32 protein-coding genes are annotated in these 24,990 nt (G+C 40.3%); 7 read left to right on the top strand and 25 right to left on the bottom strand.

What is annotated here, in order from left to right; translation table 11 throughout:
- Positions 1–59: 59 nt before the first annotated feature.
- The 9 genes from ACXAEO_RS06045 to ACXAEO_RS06005 form a co-directional block, all read right to left on the bottom strand.
- On the bottom strand, positions 60–1,835 hold the full coding sequence (locus ACXAEO_RS06045) for a solute:sodium symporter family transporter (protein WP_474879155.1): 1,776 nt from the start codon (positions 1,833–1,835) through the stop codon (positions 60–62).
- 44 nt (positions 1,836–1,879) lie between these two features.
- Entirely contained in the window at positions 1,880–2,557 is a 678-nt protein-coding gene (locus ACXAEO_RS06040; protein WP_474879153.1) for a DUF4867 family protein, read from the bottom strand.
- 100 nt (positions 2,558–2,657) lie between these two features.
- Entirely contained in the window at positions 2,658–3,338 is a 681-nt protein-coding gene (locus tag ACXAEO_RS06035; protein ID WP_474879149.1) for a transaldolase family protein, read from the bottom strand.
- Between the two features lie 571 nt (positions 3,339–3,909).
- Entirely contained in the window at positions 3,910–4,710 is an 801-nt protein-coding gene (gene proC, locus ACXAEO_RS06030; RefSeq protein WP_474879145.1) for a pyrroline-5-carboxylate reductase, read from the bottom strand.
- A 20-nt stretch (positions 4,711–4,730) separates the two neighbouring features.
- Positions 4,731–5,393 (bottom strand): bacillithiol biosynthesis deacetylase BshB2, encoded by a 663-nt coding sequence (gene bshB2, locus ACXAEO_RS06025; protein ID WP_474883991.1) that lies wholly within the window; start codon positions 5,391–5,393, stop codon positions 4,731–4,733.
- A gap of 23 nt (positions 5,394–5,416) precedes the next feature.
- The gene (locus tag ACXAEO_RS06020; RefSeq protein WP_474879142.1) at positions 5,417–5,764 is read right to left on the bottom strand and encodes a YojF family protein; all 348 of its coding nucleotides are present in this window, start codon (positions 5,762–5,764) and stop codon (positions 5,417–5,419) included.
- A gap of 27 nt (positions 5,765–5,791) precedes the next feature.
- A complete protein-coding gene (locus ACXAEO_RS06015) occupies positions 5,792–6,676 on the bottom strand; it encodes a 5'-3' exonuclease (protein ID WP_474879138.1) in 885 nt (294 codons plus the stop codon).
- Positions 6,677–6,856: 180 nt separating this feature from the next.
- Positions 6,857–7,054, bottom strand: a complete 198-nt coding sequence (gene cspD / locus ACXAEO_RS06010) for a cold-shock protein CspD (RefSeq protein ID WP_474879135.1) — start codon at positions 7,052–7,054, stop codon at positions 6,857–6,859.
- Between the two features lie 214 nt (positions 7,055–7,268).
- Entirely contained in the window at positions 7,269–8,219 is a 951-nt protein-coding gene (locus ACXAEO_RS06005; RefSeq protein ID WP_474879133.1) for a nucleoside hydrolase, read from the bottom strand.
- A 305-nt stretch (positions 8,220–8,524) separates the two neighbouring features.
- Between ACXAEO_RS06005 and ACXAEO_RS06000 the strand changes: the two genes are divergently transcribed.
- Positions 8,525–8,836, top strand: a complete 312-nt coding sequence (locus ACXAEO_RS06000) for a hypothetical protein (RefSeq protein WP_474879130.1) — start codon at positions 8,525–8,527, stop codon at positions 8,834–8,836.
- 207 nt (positions 8,837–9,043) lie between these two features.
- Here ACXAEO_RS06000 and panE read toward each other — a convergent pair whose 3' ends face one another.
- Positions 9,044–9,964, bottom strand: coding sequence for a 2-dehydropantoate 2-reductase (gene panE, locus ACXAEO_RS05995; RefSeq protein WP_474879128.1), 921 nt, complete (start codon positions 9,962–9,964; stop codon positions 9,044–9,046).
- Positions 9,965–10,239: 275 nt separating this feature from the next.
- Between panE and ACXAEO_RS05990 the strand changes: the two genes are divergently transcribed.
- Entirely contained in the window at positions 10,240–11,172 is a 933-nt protein-coding gene (locus ACXAEO_RS05990) for a CobW family GTP-binding protein (RefSeq protein WP_474879126.1), read from the top strand.
- Between the two features lie 68 nt (positions 11,173–11,240).
- Here the strand turns inward: ACXAEO_RS05990 and ACXAEO_RS05985 are convergent, their stop codons facing one another.
- Positions 11,241–11,393, bottom strand: coding sequence for a hypothetical protein (locus tag ACXAEO_RS05985; protein WP_474879123.1), 153 nt, complete (start codon positions 11,391–11,393; stop codon positions 11,241–11,243).
- A gap of 191 nt (positions 11,394–11,584) precedes the next feature.
- Here ACXAEO_RS05985 and ACXAEO_RS05980 point away from each other — a divergent pair, with 191 nt between their 5' ends.
- Complete coding sequence (locus tag ACXAEO_RS05980; RefSeq protein ID WP_474879121.1) at positions 11,585–11,914, top strand: MerR family transcriptional regulator; 330 nt, start codon at positions 11,585–11,587, stop codon at positions 11,912–11,914.
- Positions 11,915–11,944: 30 nt separating this feature from the next.
- Here the strand turns inward: ACXAEO_RS05980 and ACXAEO_RS05975 are convergent, their stop codons facing one another.
- The 3 genes from ACXAEO_RS05975 to ACXAEO_RS05965 form a co-directional block, all read right to left on the bottom strand.
- The gene (locus ACXAEO_RS05975) at positions 11,945–13,303 is read right to left on the bottom strand and encodes a HAMP domain-containing sensor histidine kinase (RefSeq protein WP_474879118.1); all 1,359 of its coding nucleotides are present in this window, start codon (positions 13,301–13,303) and stop codon (positions 11,945–11,947) included.
- A 38-nt stretch (positions 13,304–13,341) separates the two neighbouring features.
- Positions 13,342–14,019: a response regulator transcription factor gene (locus ACXAEO_RS05970; RefSeq protein WP_474879116.1), complete on the bottom strand. Its 678-nt coding sequence runs from the start codon at positions 14,017–14,019 to the stop codon at positions 13,342–13,344.
- A gap of 311 nt (positions 14,020–14,330) precedes the next feature.
- Positions 14,331–14,456, bottom strand: a complete 126-nt coding sequence (locus ACXAEO_RS05965; protein ID WP_474879113.1) for a hypothetical protein — start codon at positions 14,454–14,456, stop codon at positions 14,331–14,333.
- A gap of 421 nt (positions 14,457–14,877) precedes the next feature.
- Between ACXAEO_RS05965 and ACXAEO_RS05960 the strand changes: the two genes are divergently transcribed.
- A complete protein-coding gene (locus ACXAEO_RS05960) occupies positions 14,878–15,243 on the top strand; it encodes a hypothetical protein (RefSeq protein ID WP_474879111.1) in 366 nt (121 codons plus the stop codon).
- Positions 15,244–15,283: 40 nt separating this feature from the next.
- Here the strand turns inward: ACXAEO_RS05960 and rarD are convergent, their stop codons facing one another.
- On the bottom strand, positions 15,284–16,213 hold the full coding sequence (gene rarD / locus ACXAEO_RS05955) for an EamA family transporter RarD (RefSeq protein ID WP_474879108.1): 930 nt from the start codon (positions 16,211–16,213) through the stop codon (positions 15,284–15,286).
- A 156-nt stretch (positions 16,214–16,369) separates the two neighbouring features.
- Here rarD and ACXAEO_RS05950 point away from each other — a divergent pair, with 156 nt between their 5' ends.
- Positions 16,370–16,621: a hypothetical protein gene (locus ACXAEO_RS05950; RefSeq protein WP_474879106.1), complete on the top strand. Its 252-nt coding sequence runs from the start codon at positions 16,370–16,372 to the stop codon at positions 16,619–16,621.
- A gap of 42 nt (positions 16,622–16,663) precedes the next feature.
- Here the strand turns inward: ACXAEO_RS05950 and ACXAEO_RS05945 are convergent, their stop codons facing one another.
- From ACXAEO_RS05945 to ACXAEO_RS05930, 4 genes are all read right to left on the bottom strand, one after another.
- Positions 16,664–17,251 carry a cob(I)yrinic acid a,c-diamide adenosyltransferase gene (locus tag ACXAEO_RS05945; protein WP_474879104.1) on the bottom strand — a complete coding sequence of 196 codons (588 nt, stop codon included), beginning with the start codon at positions 17,249–17,251 and terminating at the stop codon, positions 16,664–16,666.
- Between the two features lie 228 nt (positions 17,252–17,479).
- Positions 17,480–17,794, bottom strand: a complete 315-nt coding sequence (locus ACXAEO_RS05940) for a thioredoxin family protein (protein ID WP_474879102.1) — start codon at positions 17,792–17,794, stop codon at positions 17,480–17,482.
- Positions 17,795–17,866: 72 nt separating this feature from the next.
- Positions 17,867–18,358 (bottom strand): VanZ family protein, encoded by a 492-nt coding sequence (locus ACXAEO_RS05935; RefSeq protein ID WP_474879100.1) that lies wholly within the window; start codon positions 18,356–18,358, stop codon positions 17,867–17,869.
- A gap of 183 nt (positions 18,359–18,541) precedes the next feature.
- Positions 18,542–18,916: a hypothetical protein gene (locus tag ACXAEO_RS05930; RefSeq protein ID WP_474879097.1), complete on the bottom strand. Its 375-nt coding sequence runs from the start codon at positions 18,914–18,916 to the stop codon at positions 18,542–18,544.
- Positions 18,917–19,183: 267 nt separating this feature from the next.
- Between ACXAEO_RS05930 and ACXAEO_RS05925 the strand changes: the two genes are divergently transcribed.
- A complete protein-coding gene (locus ACXAEO_RS05925; RefSeq protein ID WP_474879095.1) occupies positions 19,184–20,611 on the top strand; it encodes a cryptochrome/photolyase family protein in 1,428 nt (475 codons plus the stop codon).
- Between the two features lie 67 nt (positions 20,612–20,678).
- On the opposite strand, the gene ACXAEO_RS05920 is transcribed toward ACXAEO_RS05925, so the two are convergent.
- From ACXAEO_RS05920 to ACXAEO_RS05905, 4 genes are all read right to left on the bottom strand, one after another.
- Entirely contained in the window at positions 20,679–21,383 is a 705-nt protein-coding gene (locus tag ACXAEO_RS05920) for a histidine phosphatase family protein (protein WP_474879093.1), read from the bottom strand.
- 38 nt (positions 21,384–21,421) lie between these two features.
- Positions 21,422–21,895 (bottom strand): metal-dependent hydrolase, encoded by a 474-nt coding sequence (locus ACXAEO_RS05915; protein ID WP_474879091.1) that lies wholly within the window; start codon positions 21,893–21,895, stop codon positions 21,422–21,424.
- Positions 21,896–22,072: 177 nt separating this feature from the next.
- Positions 22,073–22,243 carry a hypothetical protein gene (locus ACXAEO_RS05910; RefSeq protein ID WP_474879089.1) on the bottom strand — a complete coding sequence of 57 codons (171 nt, stop codon included), beginning with the start codon at positions 22,241–22,243 and terminating at the stop codon, positions 22,073–22,075.
- Positions 22,244–22,332: 89 nt separating this feature from the next.
- Positions 22,333–23,208, bottom strand: coding sequence for an SDR family oxidoreductase (locus tag ACXAEO_RS05905; RefSeq protein ID WP_474879087.1), 876 nt, complete (start codon positions 23,206–23,208; stop codon positions 22,333–22,335).
- Positions 23,209–23,364: 156 nt separating this feature from the next.
- Here ACXAEO_RS05905 and ACXAEO_RS05900 point away from each other — a divergent pair, with 156 nt between their 5' ends.
- On the top strand, positions 23,365–23,793 hold the full coding sequence (locus ACXAEO_RS05900) for a DUF2621 domain-containing protein (RefSeq protein ID WP_474879085.1): 429 nt from the start codon (positions 23,365–23,367) through the stop codon (positions 23,791–23,793).
- Positions 23,794–23,834: 41 nt separating this feature from the next.
- Here ACXAEO_RS05900 and ACXAEO_RS05895 read toward each other — a convergent pair whose 3' ends face one another.
- Both ACXAEO_RS05895 and ACXAEO_RS05890 read right to left on the bottom strand, forming a co-directional pair.
- Positions 23,835–24,317 (bottom strand): CcdC family protein, encoded by a 483-nt coding sequence (locus tag ACXAEO_RS05895; RefSeq protein WP_474879083.1) that lies wholly within the window; start codon positions 24,315–24,317, stop codon positions 23,835–23,837.
- An 83-nt stretch (positions 24,318–24,400) separates the two neighbouring features.
- Positions 24,401–24,949 (bottom strand): DUF2179 domain-containing protein, encoded by a 549-nt coding sequence (locus ACXAEO_RS05890; RefSeq protein WP_474879081.1) that lies wholly within the window; start codon positions 24,947–24,949, stop codon positions 24,401–24,403.
- Positions 24,950–24,990: the final 41 nt, after the last annotated feature.

The following is a 24,990-nucleotide window of genomic DNA, read 5'->3' as shown; positions in this document are numbered from 1 at the left end:
CCTCTTTTCGTTCACGGAGGCATGTGCAGAACACCCGCCTCCGCAATGTTTTCGTTAAATTAAGCAAGCTTTTTTTCTTCTGGTTTCCCCGCATGCTGTGTTTCTAAAAAAGAAGCGTATTTGTTGTACCAAACTTTTATTGATAAGAAGCTTAATAGACCAGATATCGCTGTAATCGCTAACATAATTGGCCAGAACATCGGCGACACGATTGCGCTTTCATAAGCAAGTCCCACTGGCGAGAAGACAACATATGTCATAACGACAAGTGTTAATAAAATCACCGTGACAAGTAAAGAGTATTTCCATGGCACAAGACTCACTTGCGCATTCGGTTTGAATGTATACGGTACTTTCATCGGTTTGATTTTTCCAATTGTCATCATAATTGTCACTTCAATGACGAATAAAATGGCATAGATGTGAATGAAGTTCATCGTCACTTGAATACCAAATAGTTGGTTTAATCCCCACACAAGCATGTAATATGTAATAACGTGGAAAATGATCGCGACCTTTGCTGCAAGAGCTGGAATACGTTTTGAGAATAAGCCAACTAATACAATTGTAATGATTGGAATGTTAAAGAATCCTGTAAAGCGACGAATAAGATCCCATAATCCGTCAGGAGCATTCATGAGCATCGGCGAAACGAAAAATGTCACAAGCGCAATAATCGTTCCAAAAATTTTACTTACGCGAATTAGTTGTTCATCTGAAGCATTTGGCTTCATCGGTTTGTAAATATCAAGGGCAAACATCGTTGCGGCCGAGTTTAACAATGAGTTGAACGAACTTAATACTGCCCCAAGCAAAACCGCTAAGAAAAATCCTGACATGTACGTCGGCAATACATCCGCAACAAGTGCCGGATAAGCTAAGTCAACCGGCTCCATGCCTTCTCCATACATTTGGAACGCAATCAATCCTGGAACCATCATGAATAATGGAATGGATAATTTATAAAAGCCAGAATATAGAACCCCTTTTTGACCTTCAGCCAAACTCGCAGCTCCTAATGTACGTTGAATAACGTACTGATTCGTTCCCCAATAGAATAAATTGGCAAAAATCATTCCAGTAAAAATTGTTCCAAATGGGACCGAATCCGTACTCGAACCAATCGCATTCAATTTTTCAGGATTAGCCGTTACCACTTTCTTTACCCCTTCCGCCATACTGCCATCTCCAAGAGCAAGAAAGCCAAGTACAGGAACGAGAACCCCGATAATAAGCAAGCCAATTCCGTTAATGGTATCTGAAACCGCAACCGCTTTCAAACCACCGAAAATAGCATAGATAGCACCAATAATTCCCACAATCCAAACAATTAACCAAACAGATTGATTATACGAAATGTTCAACATAGCTGGTACATCAAACAGTTTCAAAATTGCCAATGCTCCCGAGTACAGCACAGATGGGATGGTGACAAAGATATATCCAAGCATGAATAGAACAACCGTGTAACGTCTTACCCCTTCATCATAACGTGTACTTAAAAACTGTGGCAAGGTGGAAAACGCTCCGCCTAAATATTTTGGCAACAAATAAAGAGCCATAATAACAATGGCAAATGAAGCGGTTACTTCCCAAGCCATGTTTGATAAGTTTGCACGATAAGCTTGACCATTCAAGCCAATCAACTGCTCTGCTGACAAGTTCGTTAAAAGCAAAGACCCGGCAATAAACGTTCCCGTCAAACCGCGCCCTGCTAAGAAATAACCAGTGGAATCGCTTACATCACCTTTTGTTTTTAAATATGAAACCCATGCGACCAACCCCATGAAAAAGACGCAGGATAATAGCGTAAACCAAAGATTCGTCATCTCCATAACATTCTTACTCCCCTTTTTTCTCCCATTTCTTCTGTCTTTGTTTATTTATAATGAATTTGAATGTTTTCTCCTTTAATCCCCGGATAAGCTCCACGGCTCATTAATGCTTCCCGATCTGGATGAGCAATGAGCCATTTATTTTTCATAAATAATAGATCATCTTCCGCTGTTCGTTTGTCCACCGTCTTTTCAAGCGGTTCATTCGTTCCTGCCGGCAAAATGACAACCGCTTTAAATCCGCTGTCTGCCACTTTACATGGAGCAAAATGAAGCGTAGTACCGTACAGCTCAATCGCTGTCCCCTGCGGCACAAAAAATGCTTCTACACCCTCAGACTCGAATTTGTTATGTGTAATATCCTGTACTTTCCCTAATAGAAGTACGAAATCTGTTACAGCAATGTTGATTTCACTGCTTTTATGATACTCTAAACCATTTAAGGTCGAATTCGGTCCATTGCAATAGCCGATTTGAATGGGCATATCTCCGTAAAAATTCACCTGGATCTGTTCTTTAACGCGAGTTTCTTCCATTTCCGCCACCGACGCGACGTAACTATTCCCGTCTTGTGGGATGACCGTCTTTTCTTCCATATACACGTGAAGCTCTGTGAAATCGTAGCCTGTCACTATTTTACCGTACGGCTGAAACTCTCGGTCTTGAATATGATAAAACGGTACATACGGGTTGAGTTTCTTTAATACATCAAATGCAGCCAACTATTCCCACTCCTTTTCCCTCTAAAAAGAACGCCTCAAACAAAGCGTGGTACTATTCGCTGAGGCGTCCTGCTGTTCGTTTTCTACTGAATAGATGGGTTTATTTTAACACAGGCTCTTCTGTCACTGTATTATCCCATGCATTGCGGAACACGTTTAATCCGTAATCTGTGAAAGCATGGTAGAAGCTGCTTTGGTATACATCAAAACCGCATGTCACAATATGTGCTCCAGATTTCGCTGCATCTACAATTTGCTTACCGTTGCGAAGCGCTGCCACGATGACTTCTGTATCATAGCCGTATGTTTTATAGATGTTGACGATATCTTGAATGTATTGTCCTGTATCTTCCCCGCTATTTTCTTTCCAACCAACAAATGGAGAGACAAATTGAGAACCGATACGTGCAGGTTGCAACGCTTGAGAAGGTGAAAATACAAGTGTTACATTTGTGCGGATTCCTTCTTTTTCAAGCTCTTTCGCCGCGATTAGACCTGGCTCAATGCAAGGAATTTTAATGACAAAATTAGAAGATAACGCCGCGATTTTCTTTCCTTCTGAAACCATCTCTTTTGCATCATTTAAATGTGGATTAATTTCAACAGAGATCGGAAAATTATTGACCCCTTTAAATTCGCTTCCTAGTTCATCTAATACGGTTAAAAATGGCTTACCGCTGTTCATAATATGGCGCGGATTGGTTGTTACCCCATCAATCGCCCAATTTTCATACGCATAACGAATTTCGTCAATTTTGGCACTGTCTAAGAAAAATTTCATCCTTTATCCCCCCAAATTTATCATTACATTAAGTAAAATCAATACAACATAGTAATCTTTGTTTAAACATCATTACCTTTAAATATATAATATGAAAACGCATCCAATATTTCAAGACTTTTTTTACTTAAAATTGAATTTTTTTTTACTTCTTTATTCAGATACCTATTTTCCCTTATGAGGCAGCCAAAAAAATACCATTTTACATTTAAATTAAACTAGGCGCTCTTATCAAAAAAGAGCATAGTGATAAATATTTTAGTAAAAAACAAACACACTCATTCACTATGTTTGTCACGAGAAGGAAGTATACGATGTTTAAATCTTCAAAAAGCCAGTTCATTTTATGATCATCACATTTGCTTTCATTTATCATTCCTTTTCTTATATGAGCTTTACTGATGAGAACACCTTCTACCTGCCTCGTCTGATGTTTTATATTGCCATGTTGTCAGCTGTCTTTAACGCCGGATGGGTTGCGCAAAAATATACTCAAAATAAAAAATAAGCAAATTGAGCAAACAAAAAAACACTGAGAGTCATTTTTTCTCAGTGTTTTTGATTTTCACGTCTATTTCCCAAGCGCTTTTTTATTGGTCGCTTCAATGGCTTGCTGCACAATATGTCCAAAATCATGAGCAGCAAACACTTTCAACCCTTCTGCTGTTGCGCCGCCGGGAGTTGTCACTTGCTCACGCAAGATCTCTGGATTTTTTTCTTTTTTCAGCATTAAAGCAGAGCCATACAGCATTTGGATAACTAAATCCCCTGCCACTTTTTCCTCAACACCATACCCTTTTGCTGTTTCAATTAAATGTTCTGCAAACTGGTAGAAGAACGCCGGGGCACTCCCCGTCACCGCTGTTAAATGGTGAATTTCCTCTTCTGTGCATTGCTGAGACTCGCCCATTCCCTTTAATAACATGTGGAGCACTTTTTTATGTTCATCTACTGCCGATTGCCCCATTGCATAAAGAGAAATCGATTGCCCAATTGTTGCTGCCGTATTTGGCATAATCCACGCAACTGGTGTATGCTTTGGCAAATGCTCTTCAAGAAAAGACGGACCGATACCTGCCGCGATTGTCACAACAAACTGTCCTGTCAAAAATCCAGAAAGCTCAGCAAGCAGTTCTTGATGTGCTGAAGGCGGTGCAGCTAAAACAATGACATCTGAATTAGCCACTTCAAAGCGCCAGTTATGGGTTGTCGTGACGCCATACTTTTGCTTTAAACGCTTCAGCCTTTGGTCATCACGCTGATTAGACATAATGATTTCTTCGATTTTAGAGCTACCTGTTTTCAACAAGCCTGAAGCAATAGCTTCAGCCATCCGTCCAGCGCCGATGAATAACACACGTTGCTTCTTCATCTATTTCTTCATTCCTCTCATTACTTAAAACGGTATGTCCAAAATTCTTCTTTTTCCAACAAACGCGTCACAAATGGACTTTGCATTAAATCTTCTGTTTTAATGCTGCCAATCATCCCTTCAATTTGAGAACGGTGTGCTTGCAACGCAGCAATTTTCGTCTGTTGAACCTCTTTAATATCAATAACAACATCTGGTTCACCAAGCACTTCTCGGCAATTATTTGAAAATGCATGGGCAAGGACAACTGGACGATCCTCTTCCTGCATGCGTGATACCGCTCGAATGACAGCCGCACCCGTCGCATTATGATCAGGATGAACCGCATAGCCCGGATAATGTGTCAAAATATAAGTAGGCTTCACTTCATCAATGATTGCTTGCATTGTATCCGCGAATTCTTCCTCATCTAAAAATTCCAGCGTCTTATCGCGCAATCCTAGCATCCGCAAATCTTCAATATCTAACACACGAGCCATCTCTTGCAGCTCCTGCTTACGAATTTGCGGTAACGTCTCCCTATTAGCAAACAATGGGCGCCCCATATTACGGCCCATTTCTCCTAACGTTCCGCATACATATGTAACTGGTGTTCCATTTTTTCGAGCGAGTGCCACTGTCCCTGCCACTCCAAAGGCTTCATCATCGGGATGTGGAAACACAATAAGTATGTGACCTTTCATTTCCATCTTTCAGCTCTCCTTTCTTATGCGAATGGTGTGTCGCTAATTTGTAACGCCACAGCCAATTGACCATCGCGATTATGACCGGCCAGCAACAGTCGCCCTTCCTGATCGAATTCCCAATCTGTCAGTCCTTCTGCATATACCCAGCCAAGATCGAGCTCTAGGCCGACACGAAACGGACCATCGCCCGTTATTTTTCCTTGTTTCACCTTCACGGCCGCGTTGCGGATGAAAGCTCCGACATTCGTAACTTGGTCGTTGAAATGAGACGCATATGCACCATTCGTTGTTTCAAGATGTACATACACTGTTTTGTGAAAAAAGCTTTCTAATCGTTTTTGGACAGCATCTTTATTAATAGGCTGCATGCCCTTCGCCTCCTTTTGCAGAAAAGATTATATAATCTTAATGTTTAATTCTAACTGTTTGCACCGCTGTTGCCAAATATCTTGTTTGTAAGAAAAACGGATTTCTTCTAAGGAAAGTCCGGTAATCTCTGGCATATTCGTTTCAATCGTCACAAGTTGTTTACTTAACTTTGCCATCTCTTCACCTGATTGTAGCTTTTTCTTGTAACGATTAAAAGCTGGGTCCAGTTCTTCCAACTTATGATAAAGCCCTTCAACAGAACCATATTGCTGAATAAGCGGAAGCGCTGCCTTCTCGCCTACCCCAGCAACACCTGGAACATTATCAGACTTATCGCCTAGCAGTGCCTTTACATCAATCCATTGTGAAGGCTGGATACCGAATTCCTCTTGAAAGTGCCTAAGAGCATACACAGTATCTCCTTTACTCTTTACAGCGATAATTTGCGAAACATGTTCGTCAAGTAACTGCAGGAGGTCGCGGTCGTTACTGTAAATGTAACACGGCATTTGCTTTTCGCCACTCCACTTTTTCGCTAACGCTCCGATGACGTCATCTGCTTCATGACCTGCAAGCGACAGTTGTACTACCCCAAGCTGGTCAAACAAAGTGGTCAATGTTTCATATTGTTGAATAAGGGGCGAAGGCAGTTCTGCTCTCGTTTCCTTATATCCATCAAATAAATTTTTACGGTTTGTTTCCTCCCGCTTCACATCCCAAGCTACTACAAGATGTGTCGGTTTATACAAATCTACAAACGACACCATTTTGGCCATCATGACCCGCAAGCCGTTTATGTATAACCCGTCACTGTTTTTAGTAAGACTTTCTTCATCCCGCCCATAAGCTGTCGCAAAATAACAGCGACTTAATAAGTTAAAACCGTCAATCAATAATAATGTCTCACGCATAATTTCCCTCTATCCCATTTTTAAATAAACTCAGTTCGTTCATGTTTAGCGTTCATTAGCTAGCTCTAAAAAAACGATTCATGGACATAATAGGCATCGATCCAAACCCATATTTTTCGTTTCTTATAATGAAAAAGCAGTCCATACATTGGACTGCTCAAATTATATTATCTATTCGAATTATAATTTTACAACGTTAGCTGCTTGAGGTCCGCGGTTACCTTCAACGATATCGAAAGAAACGTCTTGGCCTTCCTCTAAGCTTTTGAAACCTTCACCTTGGATTGCTGTGAAGTGTACGAATACATCTTCGCCGCCTTCAACAGAGATGAAACCGAAACCTTTTTCGCCGTTAAACCATTTTACTTTACCTTGCATAGTAGATAGCCTCCTAAAAACATGAAAAAATGTAACTTATTACTACTTACATAAATTCAACATACGAAGTACGTCCAAGGTAAGAATCACTTAACCCCTGCCTGAAAACGACTGCATGAAACTGAAATTTATATACGAAGCAAACAGTTAATACAACTATAACACCCTCTATTTCTTCCGTCAAATGATTCTTTAAGACAGAGAAAAGATCGAATTACATCTTCCCTTTACTTGTCATCATTTGAATATATTCGTCAATAAACGATTCAAAATTAAACTCAATCGCAATGCGCACAAGTTCCTCGGCAGGTTGCGGAGCCAGGGAAGACCTAAAATCGGCAACACTTACTCCTTTTGCTTCTCCACTAATGTTCACTCTCACTTTACGCTCCAAATATTGAACCATTCCTTCATTGGCGAGCGCACTTAGTACGAATACATCGTGAAAAGGACTGCCGTTAATTCCGGGCAGCAACTGCTCATAGGCGTTTGAATAATAGTCGAAAATGCTTTTTAATATATGTTTAAAAGGATTTTCACTTTCTTCTACAATTAATTGCATAACATCTCGCGTCACAACGGCACGGTTCGTCACATTTAGCGGAAACAAGGTAATATGGCGGGCTTGCTCCATTATAAGATTCGCAGCAATTGGATCACCGTAAAAGTTCGCCTCAGCAAGCTCTGTAACATTCCCCGGTATAAGGAAGGCACCGCCCATGATGTAATAGCCTTTAATTTTATTCATCAATTTTCTGCCTCCCAGCAAAAAAGCAATAGCCAGGCTAGTAGATCGGCCGACATCAACAATAATCAGCTGCTCACCGTACTGCTCAACAATGTCAAACACTCTATCAAAATTTAAAAACTGTCCTTGTATATCTGTCGGCGGAGTAATCGGCCCCAACCCTTTCGGACCATGTATTTCAGGATAATATGGAACAAATTCCCCTGAAAGCGGCCCTTTTGCTCCTCCTATGAGCGGAATATCCTCACGATTGGCTAGCTTCAATAAATAAGCCGTATTTTTCGTGGCTGTCACTTGATCCACATTCCCATAGCCCGCCACAATGCCGACAAGGTTAATACGGGGATGTGATAGAGCATACATAATCGCTGCCGCGTCATCAATCCCAGGGTCTCCAAAAAACAATACATTAATCATATTGTTCCCTCCATAAACGTCCATTTGGCTATCTTCATGTATATGCAGACTCCCTGTTCCTTACCCCGAAAAATCTTCCTCCTGCTTAAACAATGCGGCAAGGGATTGTGTACTCTTCTGGAAACATATATAATCTTCATGCACGTTACGTTATGTTTCTTGCTTTCCTTAATGTAAAATTGTTGTTAAGTTTGTCCTGAAAACCTTTTGGCATAAAACGATTTTCATATAGAATAAAATAAATAGAAAATGAGGAATTAACAAATGAAAGCGTGTATCGACAACTGAAAATTGAAGGTGTAAATGTGAAAAAAAGAATACTCATTTTAACTATGAAAACAGCAGCACTATTACTTCTCGGATTGCTTATCTTTTTCCAATCAAAAATGGGCAACCTATCTCTTCCAATCATGCTTGGAGCCAATTTTCTTATCTTTTCACTGTTTGTCTTAAGTGATTTGCTGTTTGAACAAAAACCTTTGCTCTTAAAAGGACTTCAGCTTTATATTTCTATTATGTTGTTTATCATTGCAGTGCTAGAAATGCATCATGTCGTCAGTTCCGTCTGCGTACTGGCTATCGCCTTCCTGCCCCGTCTCATTAACGAACTTATTTAAACGTTGTAATGAACAGTGCTCGTTTTTCCACCGTTGCAAAAATAGCCGTCCAACTAATGAAAATAAAAACGTCCGTCCCCTCGCAAGAGAGAAACGGACTTTCCAGGGCAGGAGAAATCTTTTCTCCGCCTCTATGCACGACGAACATTCACGATTAACAAATCGCTCCTTTAATCCCAATGACCCATTTACCGTGTATTCCATCTGTTAACATTGCAAGGTCATTTCATAAACTTTTAAATTTTGATACATAACTTCCAATAGAGGTGTGTGCAAATGATGTTTTTTTGCAAGAGAAAGCAAATAGCCTTGAAGATGATCAGCCTCTACCGAATATCCTTTTTCCATATCACGCTGCATAGATGATTTCATTTCATATGTCATCTTCTCCATTGTGTGCATATGCTTCTCAACAATATCAGGATGAAGCGGGGCTTTTTCCGCTTTCATCACACTTTCTACCTCCTCAAACAATGTTTGAATAAGTTGGCGACCGTTTTCTACGTCACGAATTGGGCCAATAGGGGCTCTCATTAACGTTGTCACCCCTGAAAAAGTCGTAATAAATAAATATTTTTGCCACATATCTTGTAAAATTTGCCCGCTCAGTCGAAAACTTGCTTTCGTCTGCTGAAACGCTTCGTTTATGTAAGAAATTCGTTCTGTCATTTCTCCAGAAAACTCTCCAAATACTACCTCATGAATCGGACTCGTTTGGACAATCTCTCCTTTTTCATTTAGTGTCGTTTCAATAAAACATAAACCGCCTAGTACTTTTTCTTCCCCAAACGCTTCTTGAAGAGCCTTGACATGCTTCATGCCGTTCAATAAAGGTAAAATGGCGGTTCTCTCACTAACATACGGTCTTAAGTCGTCAATGGCAGATTGAAGATGATAAGCCTTTGCGGACACAAGAATAAGATCAAACTCCTCTGCCTTTTCCCCTGCCACAATCATTTTTGGTCGAAATGTCGCATCACCGTGAATACTTTTAATAACAAGCCCTGTCTGTTCTAACTGTTCACGACGTTTTTTTCGCACAAGAAATGTGACATCTTCCCCTTTTTCCAATAAACGACCGCCAAAATAGCCGCCTACTCCTCCAGCGCCTAATACTAGTATTTTCATACTCCAAACCTCCCTATATTCCATTACATAACCTGCCAAGTCGAAAAGAAGCATGGCAAGTTTTTCTACGTCACTATCTATATTATCATAATCATTTTATTTTTCTATTTTTTCAATTTCTTTCACGCGCGTATTATTATCATTACAAGACAGAGGAAACTGGAAAGCTTTTCTTCACATTTGTCTGTACATTGCTATAATAAAAGGAGATTACTCTCATGCACATTAAAAACCATTATCATGATTTTATACATAAAAGGCAGGAATGAACATTCATGAAAAAAGTAGAAGTGTATATTTTAGCAGGCTTTTTAGGAAGCGGAAAAACAACGTTATTACAGCAACTACTGACACAAGAAAAAGAAAACAATAGAAAAATTGCGGTTGTTATGAACGAACTCGGTCAAGTTTCCATCGATTCTCATGCCGTTCCTGGAGGCACCCCGCTCAAAGAACTGCTGAATGGCTGCGTGTGCTGCACTATTCAAGGTCAGTTGGAGACACAAGTCCACTCCATGCTTCAAGAATACGAACTTGATGCTATTTATATTGAAACGACAGGCGTTGCCCATCCCGTTGAAGTACTGGATGCTTGTATGTCTCCCTTATTTGCTGAGCAAATTGATATGAAAGGGATTTTAACATTAGTAGATGCCAATCGCTGGAAAGATCGACAACAATTAAATCTGCAGTTGCAACGACTGCTCGTAGAACAGATTCGTCATGCAGACATGATATTGGTGAACAAAGTAGACACATTGTCACCTTCAGAACAAGCATCGCTTTCATATGAAATTCAATCTATCAACCCGAACGCTGCATGTATTTTAACGACCCATGCCCGCGTTTCATTAGAAGCTGTCCAAAAGCAGTCCATGACAAAAAAGTCACCACATGAACAAGCACATGTCGATCACCATCTTCATTTGAAAACTTTTGTATATGAACAGAAGCAGCCATTCGATTTGGAGTTGTTTGAAGATTGGCTTCGCCGTATGCCAGATACGATTTACCGCATGAAAGGGTACTTAGCCTTTACTCACTCCAAAGATTTGTACATGTTTCAATACTCTTACGGGATGCCGATTTACATGAAAGAAATGATGAAACTTCCAACCAATCTCGTTTTCATCGGTGAACACTTGAATCATTCGGAAATTCACGCACAGCTGAAACAGCTTGAAGAACAGTCTGCTTCTTTATCATAACAAAGCTGATTAATCGAACGAGGCAGGAGTGAAAAAGCACTCCTGCCTCGTTCTTACTTTGTAGACATTTAACTGTTCTGTACTCTTCTTAACACCTCATGGGCCTTCTCACCAGCAAGCTGATTGAAATGTTCCCATTTTTCATCTCGTAAAACATCCAGCTCTACAATTTGCTTTGCCAATTCCCACAACTGTGATACATCTCTATTTGAAGAAGTCATTACCTTCACGTCTCCTTTTTTCTAATTAGCTTAAATATATCAGCCTTTTACTGACATATCAGCAACATTGTCACATATTCTGACATAACATTTACAACAATCACTTTCTTATGTTAGAATACGTGACACATTTACGCTCGAAACCGTCTCTTTTGTTTATACTTATAGAAAAAACAAAGAGGTGAGCACAGTTGACAGGCAATGATTTCTCTTACCGAGATAAAAAAGTCATGTCCATCGGAATGGTCAAAGAGCTAACTGGACTGTCAGAACGTCAAATTCGTTACTATGAAAAACGCAAGCTCCTTTTTCCTGCAAGAACCACCACCGGTATCCGCCATTACTCCTTTTCAGATGTGGAACTTCTTATGAAAATTGCCGATAAAATCGAAGAAGGTGTCCAAACACATGAAATCCGAAATGAACTCGCCACAGAAGAACGAAAACGCCAAACGAAAGACATACGCAACAATATGCTGAAAGGACAGTTGAATGCCCATTTTAATACCCGCAAATTTTAAATCCCTTTCTCTAAACGATAAGACGCTTCGTCAAGATATGAACATACTAGGAAAAGAGAGCGTCACTGTCGTTCCTTTTCCTTCACAACTTTCCAACTGAATCTGCCCATTGTATGTTTCCGTTATTTTCCGAGCAATAGCCAGTCCTAAGCCGTTCCCGCCCATTTCTCTACTTCTCGCTTTATCTACACGATAAAAACGCTGGAAAATTTTATCCTCTTCTGTTTTGGGAATTCCCATCCCATGGTCCGATATCTTTATTTGTATCACATCATCGCGTTCTTCTACCTTTACAGCAATCCATTTTTCGTTAAGCGAATATTTAATCGCATTGTCCAATACAATCATTAACAACTGACTAAGATGATGTTCCATCACTTGTATATAAGAAGGAGCCCCGCTCGGTGTAAACGTGATCGAAAATTCAGGATGTACTGCCGCTACGTTTTTAATCATCTTTTCAGCAATAGCATTTACCTCTATCTTTTCGGCATGTAACGACCGGGAGATATTTTCCGCTCTCGACAACTCTAACAACTCTAAAACGAGATGTTTTAAGCGGTTTGTTTCGTAAAGAGCGGCATCCAACGATTCCTCCAATATAACAGGGTCTTGTTTTCCCCATCTTTTCAACAATCTAAGATGGCCTTCTAAAATGGTAATCGGCGTACGAAACTCATGGGAAGCATCTTCCACAAACTGTTTTTGCTGATCAAAGGTTCTTTCAATTTCATCCATCATTTCATTAAACATATACGTTAATTCCGCCAGTTCATCGTTCGATTTCAACGTGTCCATCCGCTGCTGAAATCCTTTCCGTTTGATGTTTCTCATCATATAGGTCAATTCTTTAATTGGAGCGAGAAATTGCTTTGAAATAAGCCAGCCTAATAAACTACTAATTAAAACCGCGCTCATCCCAAAAAACGTCATAACACTGAAAAAAGCATGAGTAATTTGATCAAAACGCTCTAGCTGACGTACTACTTGTACCGTTCCTTTCTTCCCCTCTACAAGTACAGGTGCTCTCATAATGATCGCATGACTGCCATCTGCCTTGTAATAATCGCGCTCTAGTTCCTTTCCTGCCTCTCCCGTCATATGAAAGACCGAAGAAACCTCATTCGACACATTCACTACTACTTTTTGCTGTGCATCTAAGATGGTAATTCGTTGATATTTTTCATTCAGTGCTTCAATTAATGCGCGGCTGTTTTGAATCGACTCTTTCGATAAATTTGGTCCCTTCTCCTCATAAAAGGCGACGAGCTCTTCTAACGTCTTTTCCACCGCCTTTTCCTCTTGGTTAAACATCCATTTATATACAATATGATATTGCAAAAACGTAAATAAGAAAAAAGAGACAAAAATAATAGCAGATGATACCATTATAAATTTCCACTTTAGTGACACATTTCGAAAAATCGTCATGTCCTCATCACATATCCCGTACCTCTCACTGTTTGAATATAGCTTTCTTCACCAGGTGTATCAATTTTATTGCGTAAATAGCGGACATATACATCTACTACGTTTGTTTCTACCTCACTCTCATACCCCCACACTTTATTTAACAGCACTTCCCGCGTTAGCACGACATTCACATTTTCCATAAAAGCAAGCAGTAACTCATACTCTCTTTTCGTTAATGTTAATGAAGCATCGCCTTTTTGAACAATACGTCCCTTCGCATCGAGCCGAATATCCTTGAAGGTAAAAACAGACGGTTGCTCTGCCGTAGAAGATGGCAAACGGCGAAGCAGAGCCCGAATACGCGCCAACAGTTCTTCAATCGCGAATGGCTTTGATAAATAATCGTCTGCTCCGCTATCAAGACCAGACACACGATCCATGACACTGTCACGTGCCGTCAGCATCATAATTGGTGTCGATTTCATCGCCCGAATACGCCGGCACACTTCAATTCCATTTAATTGTGGCAGCATAATATCGAGCAAAATTAAATCCCATTCTTCGCGAATAGCCAGTTCCAATCCACTTCTCCCGTCAGAGGAAGTCGTCATTTCATATCCTTCGTATTTGAGCTCCAATTCAATAAATCTTGCTAAATTTTTTTCATCCTCAATTAGTAAAATTTTAATCATGTATTTCTCCCCTATTTCAAACCGTTCTCTCTCCTTATCTTATTCCCCTCCACACGTAGAATCAATTGCCCATCACGGAAAAGAGGCCGCCATTTCCTACAGACCTATGTAAAACAGCCCTCCGACCAATTGTCTATTAAGAAATGGACATTGATCGAAAAGGGCTGTTTAGCCAAAAAGCCTTCCGTACCATACCCCATACGAAAGGCTCCCTGCGTGACTGTTACTTTCTTTTTTCCTGAATATCTTCGCTATAAAGGAAACTTCTATCGACAGAGATTTTCTTTCATCTTCTGCCGATTGTTAATTAATCAGGATTCTCTGTGAAAGAACATATCGATAAACGCCTGCACAATCTCGATGGATTGGAAAACGACCAACGATAAAGCGGTCATCGAGAAAAACACAAGTGGTACAAAGCGAAGCCACATCATCATAAATTCCTCCCTAGTGATAAAACATTGATGGCGGTTTGAAACATTCTCCGTTTTCTCCTTAAGCATCCGTTAGTTTCAGAAGTGACGCTGAAAACCGCTATGTTTCACAAACGAATCAGAACGGACATTACCCTATATCCGTCCATGACCTGGATTTAACGCCGTTTACTAACAGCGTAGGAAAGCTAGAACCATTCGCATCGTCTATTGATGGAATGTATGCGAACGGCACACATAGCATGTTCTTCACCCTATCCCAATTTTAAGGATATGCCCTTTCTCTTACTGGCTGATAAAAAGATTATAAAACAAACATGTTAAATTTCTCTGTGAGCTTTATTAAAATTTGATGAGAAAAGTTGAGGAAACGATAATCATGCTAGAATAAGAGAGAGGTACATAACATGGAGGGGGAATAAAAATGACAGCCGTTGTTTTGCAGTACAAATGGTTGTTTTTAATATTAGGTGAGGTGTTCTTTTCTGTATTTATCGCTTGCTTTTTACTTTTAAAATATTGGTTTGGCTGGGAGCGTTTAAGCTTTCTTTTTATTATTTTATTGCTAATTAGTGATGGCTGGCTGTTGCTATTAGGAGTTCTTGATTACACGCAAACAAAATCCTTCAGTCTATTTCAAGCTACTTCCCTTTTATTTGTCCTCTATGCCGTAACGGTTGGAAAACATGATATGCGGAAGCTCGACAAACAAATTAAGCAAAAAGTAGCCAAATGGAAAGGCATGTCTCTTGATGAAAACCAAAAAGAAAAGACGGAGTTAAACGACTAGTGCTAGTGCGTTTAATTCCGTCTTTTTTTGGCAGCGATAATTACGCGCCGATTGAGCGGCTTTTTTTGAATTTCGGCTGGTGATTAACCATAAATTTCGTTTTGGAAAGCGAAAAAATAATGGACCCTGTCCAGATGAAGGAAAAAGCAACCATATGAATTTTTGAAAAATGCTCACGAAAAACAAAGATACCGATAATAAGTGTGATGGTCGGTGCAATGTATTGCAAAAATCCAACCATATATAACGGAATGAGTTTAGCACCTTTTGCGAAATATAATAATGGCAACGCCGTCGCGATTCCGGCCCCAACTAATAAAAGATGGTTCGTTGCCGAAACGGCTCCAAAGCTCGCTTCCCCTTTCATAAATAAAAAGATCAGGTACGCGAATGCCAACGGTGTCACCATAAAAGTCTCAAATGTCAAACCAATTGTCGGATCCATCGGAATCATCTTTTTCACTAATCCGTATAAACCGAAGCTAATTGCAAGCGTAAGCGACACCGCTGGAAACTGACCATATTGAAAGGTGAGAAACAGAACGCCTGACGCCGCCAAAATGACCGCAATCACTTGCCATGAATTCAACTTTTCTTTCAACACTGCAATCCCAAGCAAAATGCTCACTAACGGATTGATATAATACCCAAGACTTGCCTCGATAACATGTCCGTTATTGACTGCCCATATGTAGATGAACCAGTTGAGACTAATAAACAAAGAAGCCGCAACTAGCGAGAAAAAAGATTTTGGCGACCGTACAAATGTACGGAGCACGCGGATCGCTTCTTTTCCGCGTCGACCAATACTTAATAACATGACCATAAAAATAAATGACCAAAATACGCGATGGGCTAAAATTTCCGCTGATGGGATGTCATCAAGCAGCTTCCAATAAAGCGGCAGAAACCCCCACATTAAGTAAGCGCCGCCTGCATACAAGATGCCTGTGTTTTGATTTTGCTGCAATGGATTCCCTCTCCTTTGACTTCGAACTTGCACTAACTATGATTATAGTCGGTCACTCTTTGTTTTTACAACGATTTTCTTTCGAATAACGAAATATAATTTTGACAAAAATCGGAAAGCTAATAAGGAACACTGTAAATGGAAAGGAGAACAATTATGCAAGGGTCTATTCTATACGGAAATATAAATGAGGAAAGCGATACGTTTTTAATTACCGAGGTGAAACATGTTCCAACCAAATCAAGTTTGTCGAAAGAAAAGGCTACCTCTCTTTATCATCGTATTGAGCAGCAAAATCCAAATGAAGGAATGATGGTAACCATTAACGACGGCTGGCCAATTTTTTTAACAAAAGAGGAAGTTGGACTGCTGAAACAAGATTTACACGCGATCTTGGAGCAACTGTAAAAGGCCGAATCTCTAAAAGATTCGGCCAGAAGAAACGGTTCATTATGACTCTTTGTCTTCCGTTTTCGTTGTACTACGAAATACCTTTGCGCTTCGCACGTATTCCACATCCTTCACATTTGCCCGTGCATTTGCCACTCTAGCAGCAGCGAAGAAGTAATCGGACAAACGATTTAAATATTGCATCACTGCTTCATTGATGGGATGCGTTTTTTGTACGGTAACGACAAGACGCTCGGCACGGCGGGCAATCGTGCGGCAAATATGAAGGGTTGCTGCTGCCGGTGTCCCGCCAGGTAAGATGAAACGCTCAATTGGAGGTGCCTCGTTCATGTAAGCATCAATCTTCTTTTCAAGCCGTGTAATCATCGCCGTGTTCACTTTATATGGATGATCCTGCTTGGCAAAAGCAAGGTCACTTCCGCAATCAAACAATTCATGCTGAATATTGACCAGTTCTTCCTGTAAAGAAGCAAACACTTCCCCTTCAAGCTGATGAATAGCTTGACCGACAAAGCTATTCAATTCATCAATTGTTCCATACGCTTCAACTCGAAGGTCGTCTTTATCAACACGCCCCCCGATTAAACTCGTTTTGCCTTTATCCCCTGTTTTTGTATAGATGTTCATGTTTTTCTCCTTTCCATCGAATGACAATGTCATTCATGTTCCCGTTCCTATCACTAAACTATTCAAATTTCACGATATTAGTATAGCGTATCGAATACAGATTGCAATTTTTAATCTTCAATTATACTTTCTAACAGAATACACATGGTTCCTCCTTTTTAACAGAGCTCAAGGCAAAATAAGAACCACCTCCCTCAACTTTGTCGAGGAAGGTGGTTCTTATTTCGCTTATAATTGCTCTAAAAATTCTCTTACCGCATCCGGCGTTTTCGCATTAGCACTATGTAAGTGAGCTAATTTCTCGCCGTTTTTGAAAACTAATAAAGATGGGATACCCATAACGGTTTGCTCTTCAGCAATTTCAGGGAACTCATCGCGATCAATTTTAAACCATTGCTTATCTTTATGTTCAGCGACAATCTCATCAATGAACATATCTAGACGTTTACAATCTGGACACCACGTTGTCGTAAAAATACCGACTGACAGTTTATCTTGGCTGATTTGTTCACGGTATTGTTGTTCTTCTTTAATTTGGTTCATGTTTTTCCCTCCATCTATCGCATTTCCCATCTTATTATAATGATTTCTTTTTTCATTCTCAAAATATCTGTTTCAACCTTTTCTCAAAAATGTTTGGAGAGAGACCGGCTCAGATACCTTTTTCCTTTTATTTAATGAAAAGAATAGTAATAAACCAATCAAACAAATCAAGCTAACAGCTGAATCAAGGAGCATATCTACAAACCTTCCGCTTCTTCCGACGACAAAAAACTGATGAACTTCATCTGTAAAAGCGAAAAAGGTCGTCCATATCCATGTATTGACATAGCGCATTTTCGTTTCTTTCATATTGATGAAAATTAAGTAAGTCAGAAGTGAAAAAAAGATGACATGTCCTAACTTATGAAGAAGAAATTCTGTTTGCAAAACATTGACCCATGGAAAATAAAAGACACTTTCTGTATCCAACAAAAAGGCCAGTGTTACATTCTCTTCATACTGAGGCTTATTAATCCACGTTGAAGGATCAGATACAGTCAAGTGAGGAGTGTTTGAAAACTGAATAATTCCAAGCACTGTCAGCCATAATAACCATTTTTTCATTCTTTTCTCCTTCCGCAACATGTCCATCATTGATTTTCTCATTTTACAAAACTGGAAGAACCAATGCAAGTCTCTCTATTATATGCAGGCCCTGTCCCATTTTTGAACAAAAGAGAAACAGCCCCGTTATGAATATCTCGTGACATCAAGAATTCAAAAACGGGACCTTTCCAGACAAAAAACTTAAAACATCGGTCGCCCGTTTATCATATTCATTTGTTCGTTCGACATCATGTTATTTGGAGCTGCCATTCCTTGCCCAGGTGTTGGTAATCCGTCCATCATCATTTCCATTTCACTCATCATGTCATCATCCACCATCTCATCTGGCATCATCCCAAGTTGCCCTTGCATCATGGATGGTTGAGGCATCATATTATACTCCCCCATTGGCATAGCTGGAGCATATCCATACGCTTCTTGCCCGGCTGGCATCATTTGCGGCATATTCATGTAAGGCATTGGCGTTACGTACTGTCCTCCGTAATAAGGCATACAGCATCCACATGAATGCTGACCGTAATATGGATTCATATAACCATAATAACCATTTCTCATTATGTTGACTCCTCCCGTTTGTCGATACAGAATACACTATTCTACATGGATAAAAATAGGAATTCGTCCCGGGTAAATTAGGCCTCTACCCATATAAGAACTGACAGCACATTCAAAATTGCGATACACACTCTCTATTTTTACACTTAATAAAGAAACCTTCCATCGGTAGGTTGTTTCCTTCATCCCCGCCCCCGATCATTCCAAGTTTTGAAGTGGAGGTCTACTGTCTCTTAATACAGGATAAAGGAAAGAAAGGATGAAAATATGAAGAGAAAAATCATTGTTTGGTTTCGCCGAGATTTACGAACGATCGATCATCCAGCTCTTTATGAAGCAGCAAAGCACGGGGAGGTGCTTCCTGTTTATATACACGATCCAGCGTACGATGGCGAACTAGCTCTAGGTGGTGCTAGTCAGTGGTGGCTTCACTATGCGTTATTAGACTTGCAGCAATCCCTTCAAAAACTAGACTGTGCCCTCATTGTTCGAAAAGGGAAAACAAAAGAGGTGCTTCTTTCTCTTTTGGAAGAAACAGGAGCGAACTCACTCTACGTTCATCGGCGCTATGAGCCTGAAGTAATGGAAAGAGATCATCACCTTTTCGAACACTTACAGAGATTAGGTGTGGAGCTCGAAACATTCGAAGGACACTTAATGCTTCCACCGTGGAGCATTACACGAGCGAAAAATGAACCATATAAAGTGTTTACCGCTTTTTATAAAGCTTTTCAAAAGGAACGCATTCCTTTTCCCTATAAAAGACTTACCCAAATTCAAGGGATTAATCACACTTTGCAAAGTGAATCCGTCTATGAATTGAATCTATTGCCGACCATTAATTGGACAAACACGATGGAAAAAATGTGGGATGTATCAGAACGAGGGGCATGGAAGTTATTCAAGTTATTTGTTCGAACTGGGCTGTCCGACTACAAAGAGAAAAGAGATTTTCCAGCACTCACTGCTCACTCGCGACTTTCTCCTTATTTCGCGTTTGGACAAATTTCCCCGCGCTACCTTTTTCATTACCTTATTCAAAAAGAAGAAGCAGGCGAGCAAGCAGAGGCGTTTATTCGTCAGCTTGTATGGCGAGAGTTTGCATGGCATCTTTTATACCATTTCCCACATACAGTGTCTGCACCTTTATACGAGAAATTTTGCCACTTTGAATGGGAGGAAAATCCTGCTGCTTTTACAGCTTGGACAAAAGGAATGACAGGCTACCCGCTCGTGGATGCGGGAATGAGGGAATTATGGGCAACCGGCTTTATGCACAACCGTGTGCGTATGGTCACTGCCTCTTTTTTAGTCAAACATTTACTAGTGCCGTGGCAAAAAGGAGCCGCCTGGTTTTGGGATACACTCGTCGACGCAGATTTAGGCAATAATACACTCGGATGGCAGTGGGTCGCCGGGAGCGGAGCAGATGCCGCCCCCTATTTTCGCATTTTTAATCCGACCTCCCAAGGAGAGAAATTTGATGGTGATGGCGAGTATATCCGAAAGTGGGTACCCGAATTGCAGCACCTTCCAGACAACTATATCCATAAACCACAGGAAGCACCACAGCATGTATTAGCAGCAGCCGGTGTTACGCTCGGCATTACCTACCCTCATCCAATTGTTGATCACCGGGCAGCCCGAGCGCGCGCGTTGCAACGTTATGACAATATTAAATCGATTCCACATTAAACCATGCATCCACTCCATGACTAATTGAATTCTTCACAACTAATTAGTCATGGACAGAAGCAATTTTTTACTGTCCATTTCCATTTAGTAGCGAAGGATGAAGTTCTTCATGCTGCACGTACGTGGTACAGCAAAAGTGGTGACGGCTCGGTGGATATTTCCCTGCCCAGCCTTTTTTTATTAGCTCCTTTGCCACCATCATATTAAAAATGCCGTGACCGATGACCACTACCTTGCCATGAATTCTTGCATACTCCATCAACGTATCTCTTGCTTTTTCAGCTCTCCTTCGTGCTTGACGAAACGTCTCATTCCCTCCCCCATATCCTACAACCCAAATCGAGCGGAATAAAACAGCCCATTTCTGCGGTTTCATCCGGATAAACGAAGGGATTCGATCCATAACCGGCAGTTCTGCTTCCCGAAACATATTGGACTTAACCAGTTGTTTGTCCATCCCTGCCATCAAAACATGTGTTGATTCCACCGCTCGCAAAAGCGGACTTGTAATAATAAGAGACGCTTCTTGACATTTCCTGACCGTATCAAGCGGTACGACCGATTCTTGAAAGATGCCTCTGTCATTATAGTTTTCCATCCACGTTCGAAACTGTTGCGCGCTGCACGGAGCATGACTTTCCCAATATGATGGGCCATGGCGAACAAACGTAACCTCCATTAATATCTCTCCAGTCTTTCGTTTACTTATAAAACTGGACAATGACAACATTTGTTTCATTTCCACATTAATTTCCAAAAAAGACCCGTCCATTCATCCTTCCTTTCACTGGATAAACTGACGGGTCCTCTTTAAAACAATTCTTTTGTATAAACTAAATAAACACTGGCCACAATAGCTGCATAAAAAATAAGGGTTTCTGCAAATCCACCTGTTTCATATGTAAGTGGAGATTTAAAGCGCTTTTTGGAAAACGGTGAAAATAAAGGAACGCCTTTGCGCGAGAAAAAATCGCCTACGATATGAAACAAATAGCCCGTGCACATTCCTAAAACGAATAAATTTGGATACACCTTGTATAAAAAAGAAAAACCAATCCATGCCAGTAAAGAATGGGTAAATCCTCGATGTCCAAGCGCTTGCTTAATAAGCTTAGATAATCCAAATGTCCGTCTTCCTATGTATGAGTTCGGTTCATCAATGTCTGGAATCAAGCTCCCTAATGCAATGCCAAGAACATACGCTACGGTAAATGGCACATCCGTTGCAGAAGCTACTGCAGCACCACCCGCGATGGATGTCGCTACATGCGTATGATATCTCACTTCATCTCTTCCTTTCTATCAATAACCCCATTTCAACCGTCCAATCCGACGAAAGAAAAATTACCAACACACACATACGTTCCCCTTGAACTTCTACTATATGAAAAATAATACGGTTTGTCAAAGGGATTTCTATCATTTCCTCTCTAAAAAAGAAAACTCGGCAATCACCGAGTTTTAAGACGTAAGTTGCAAACCAACAATACCTACAAGCATAATGATGAATGTCACAGCCATGCGCATCCCCATTTTCTTTCGCTCATCCGTTCCTTGCAACAGTGCATATACAAAGCTGCTCGCATAGACGAGAAAGCCTAAAAAACCAAAAATAGCGACATATGAAAACATGTTAAACCTCCGTTATTGTTTACGATTCAATTGATTGTACCATAGATTGAATCAAAGAAGGAAAACAGAGATTTTTATAGAAGAAACTTTTATCCATTAACCACTTTCCCCCCATTAATATGAAGGATTTGTCCTGACATGTATGACGAATCGGCTGAAGATGCTAAATAAACATAAGCAGGTGCTAACTCTTCAGGTTGGCCTGGACGCTGCATCGGAGTGTCTTGACCAAATCCACTCACTTCTTCTGCTGTAAAAGTCGAAGGGATTAGTGGTGTCCAAATGGGGCCTGGTGCTACACCATTTACTCGAATTCCTTTTTCAGAGAGTTGAAGGGAAAGCGATCGTGTAAACGACGTGATAGCTCCTTTTGTTGCCGAATAATCCAGCAATGTCGGATGACCGGCATAGGCGGTAACGGAAGTTGTATTAATAATGGCGCTTCCTTCTTTTAGATGTGGCAAAGCAGCTTTTGTTAAATAAAACATCGAAAAAATATTCGTCCGAAATGTTTGTTCCAACTGTTCAGAACTAATATCTGCAATGCTGTTTTTCGGGTGCTGTTCCGCGGCATTATTGACTAAAATATCAAGTCCTCCAAACTCTTCTATCGTTCTCTCAACCACATGGCGGCAAAAAGATTCTTCTCCTAAATCTCCTTCTAGCAAAAGACAGTTAACCCCTTCTTCTTCAATAAAACGCTTTGTGTTCTCGGCATCCTGCTTTTCATTCAAATAGACAATCGCTATATTCGCTCCTTCTTTTGCATAAGCAATGGCAACTGCCCGACCGATTCCGCTGTCTCCTCCCGTAATGATAGCTGTTTGCCCTTGAAGTTTACCACTTCCTTTATAATGCTCGTTATTTTCTTGAGGCAGTGGTCTCATTTCACGTTCGATTCCTGGTTGAGTTGTTTGTTCTTGTGCCGGTAAATTAGTCGGATACTGTTTGTTTTTCATTTTCATAACTCCTTCTTTGATTAAATATTTGTATGTACAGTACCCAACGGAACAAGCAATAAACGTCCATCACTTCATTTTCTCTTTTATTTACAAGTGCGTTTGTGTAGAATAAAAGTAGAATAAGAGATACGATGAAACATCCTATACAGAGGTGAAAAGATGCTTGACGGCTGGTTTTTATGGTTTATTTTATTTTGGGTTGTTTTTTTAGTTTCCATGTTCGCGATTGGCGGCTTCTTTATGTTCCGGAAATTTTTAAAAAGACTTCCTAAACAAGATGGAATGTCAGAACTTGATTGGCAAGACCATTATTTGAAAAAAACGGTGCATTTATGGGGACCATCAGAAAAAGCACTCTTGGAAGAACTCGTCAAACCGGTTCCTGAGCTTTTTCGAGATGTCGCCAAACAAAAGATTGCTGGTAAAATCGGCGAACTAGCTTTACAAGAAAAAGCCTCCTCTATTACACAAGATTTAATTGTGAGAGGATATATTATCGCCACACCGAAACGAGATCATAAATTTTTACTTAAAACCTTACATGAAAAGCAAATTGACGTATCTCCTTACAAGCATTTATTTGATTAAAAAAGCGGTTTCACCAAATAAGATTTGGTGAAACCGCTTTTTTAAATCATTGGGTGAATCGGGTCATTTTTTATGTCGCGATGCAGCTTTTTATAATTGATATACATCGCAATGCGCCACGGGACAATCATTCCGAATGCTAAAATCCAAAACATTCCGCTCAATTCTCCAACATCAATGGACGCGCTTAAATATGTCTTTAACATAATTCGAATAATGAGCAATCCTATCAAAATAAAAGCGAAAGCTTTCGAGCGCTTCAAATAAATCTCATTTTCTCTCACTTCAAACTTGGATGTCTTAATTAAAAAAATAGAAAAAAACATTCCAAGCAATAATGCTTCTAGAAACTCCGCCATCGTAACACGAAAAAAAGGAAACACGAACATGAGAGCTCCCGTGCTCATAAAAATCGGCGGTAGCACAATTTTTTTCGCACTTGTCGGCTTCGAAGCGGCTTTCATTCTTACAACCAAAACAGCTAGCGCCATAAATACGGCCACTAAGGATGACACAGCTACCACGTTAATCCTTCCTTTGCGCAAAGAATACATTCATTCCCATTATAGTGGAAATATTTCAAAAAGAAAATACTCGTGATTATGGATTAAGATGATGTCGTATCACGCTTTTGTTTCGGTTTTGTTTTTTTGAGCGAGTTCAGCAAAAAACCGCCTTTAAAACGCCTCGGTTCATAAGAAATAATGAACGCCCGCGGCTCATATTGTTCGATAATTCCCCAAAGCTCCGGCTCGCGATTACGCTTCGCTAAAATATCTAGTTTATAGCGTGCGCTATCCCTTCCCTCTCCTTGAAAGACCGTCACTCCAAACCCATCCTGACGAAGATGGTTAATGAGCTCATCATTCTTGTGCATCAAATTGACGCTCAATGTCGTATATCCAATTGCTAAACGATTTTCAACATAGCTTCCAATTATAATCCCAAAACCAAACCCTACCGCATAGACCACCATAGCTAATGTACTTTGATCGCCTGAAAAAACGAGCGATAATCCAAACACATAAACAAGTGCTTCTAAGAAACCAAAAATAGAGGCGTACAGACTCATCCCTTTGACTAAAAAAATGGTACGTAACGTTAAGATTGGAACATAAATCAGTTGCAGTAATAGGATTAATAAAATTTCTTTCAATCAAGACACCTCAACCATCAGATTGTGAACCATTGCACCCC

This window comes from Bacillus sp. ABA4_010 (genome assembly GCF_056159105.1).
The sequence above is the reverse complement of the archived record's forward strand: the minus strand, read 5'-3'. Positions and strand labels throughout refer to the sequence as shown.

Bases quoted from the DNA above. Each gene is read 5' to 3' on its own strand.
- ACXAEO_RS06045 (WP_474879155.1), bottom strand. From the start codon at position 1,835: ATGGAGATGACGAATCTTTGGTTTACGCTATTATCCTGCGTCTTTTTC.
- ACXAEO_RS06035 (WP_474879149.1), bottom strand. From the start codon at position 3,338: ATGAAATTTTTCTTAGACAGTGCCAAAATTGACGAAATTCGTTATGCG.
- proC (WP_474879145.1), bottom strand. From the start codon at position 4,710: ATGAAGAAGCAACGTGTGTTATTCATCGGCGCTGGACGGATGGCTGAA.
- bshB2 (WP_474883991.1), bottom strand. From the start codon at position 5,393: ATGAAAGGTCACATACTTATTGTGTTTCCACATCCCGATGATGAAGCC.
- ACXAEO_RS06020 (WP_474879142.1), bottom strand. From the start codon at position 5,764: ATGCAGCCTATTAATAAAGATGCTGTCCAAAAACGATTAGAAAGCTTT.
- ACXAEO_RS06015 (WP_474879138.1), bottom strand. From the start codon at position 6,676: ATGCGTGAGACATTATTATTGATTGACGGTTTTAACTTATTAAGTCGC.
- cspD (WP_474879135.1), bottom strand. From the start codon at position 7,054: ATGCAAGGTAAAGTAAAATGGTTTAACGGCGAAAAAGGTTTCGGTTTC.
- ACXAEO_RS06005 (WP_474879133.1), bottom strand. From the start codon at position 8,219: ATGATTAATGTATTGTTTTTTGGAGACCCTGGGATTGATGACGCGGCA.
- panE (WP_474879128.1), bottom strand. From the start codon at position 9,964: ATGAAAATACTAGTATTAGGCGCTGGAGGAGTAGGCGGCTATTTTGGC.
- ACXAEO_RS05990 (WP_474879126.1), top strand. From the start codon at position 10,240: ATGAAAAAAGTAGAAGTGTATATTTTAGCAGGCTTTTTAGGAAGCGGA.
- ACXAEO_RS05985 (WP_474879123.1), bottom strand. From the start codon at position 11,393: ATGACTTCTTCAAATAGAGATGTATCACAGTTGTGGGAATTGGCAAAG.
- ACXAEO_RS05975 (WP_474879118.1), bottom strand. From the start codon at position 13,303: ATGGTATCATCTGCTATTATTTTTGTCTCTTTTTTCTTATTTACGTTT.
- ACXAEO_RS05970 (WP_474879116.1), bottom strand. From the start codon at position 14,019: ATGATTAAAATTTTACTAATTGAGGATGAAAAAAATTTAGCAAGATTT.
- ACXAEO_RS05965 (WP_474879113.1), bottom strand. From the start codon at position 14,456: ATGATGATGTGGCTTCGCTTTGTACCACTTGTGTTTTTCTCGATGACC.
- ACXAEO_RS05960 (WP_474879111.1), top strand. From the start codon at position 14,878: ATGACAGCCGTTGTTTTGCAGTACAAATGGTTGTTTTTAATATTAGGT.
- ACXAEO_RS05950 (WP_474879106.1), top strand. From the start codon at position 16,370: ATGCAAGGGTCTATTCTATACGGAAATATAAATGAGGAAAGCGATACG.
- ACXAEO_RS05945 (WP_474879104.1), bottom strand. From the start codon at position 17,251: ATGAACATCTATACAAAAACAGGGGATAAAGGCAAAACGAGTTTAATC.
- ACXAEO_RS05940 (WP_474879102.1), bottom strand. From the start codon at position 17,794: ATGAACCAAATTAAAGAAGAACAACAATACCGTGAACAAATCAGCCAA.
- ACXAEO_RS05935 (WP_474879100.1), bottom strand. From the start codon at position 18,358: ATGAAAAAATGGTTATTATGGCTGACAGTGCTTGGAATTATTCAGTTT.
- ACXAEO_RS05930 (WP_474879097.1), bottom strand. From the start codon at position 18,916: ATGAGAAATGGTTATTATGGTTATATGAATCCATATTACGGTCAGCAT.
- ACXAEO_RS05925 (WP_474879095.1), top strand. From the start codon at position 19,184: ATGAAGAGAAAAATCATTGTTTGGTTTCGCCGAGATTTACGAACGATC.
- ACXAEO_RS05920 (WP_474879093.1), bottom strand. From the start codon at position 21,383: ATGGACGGGTCTTTTTTGGAAATTAATGTGGAAATGAAACAAATGTTG.
- ACXAEO_RS05910 (WP_474879089.1), bottom strand. From the start codon at position 22,243: ATGTTTTCATATGTCGCTATTTTTGGTTTTTTAGGCTTTCTCGTCTAT.
- ACXAEO_RS05905 (WP_474879087.1), bottom strand. From the start codon at position 23,208: ATGAAAATGAAAAACAAACAGTATCCGACTAATTTACCGGCACAAGAA.
- ACXAEO_RS05900 (WP_474879085.1), top strand. From the start codon at position 23,365: ATGCTTGACGGCTGGTTTTTATGGTTTATTTTATTTTGGGTTGTTTTT.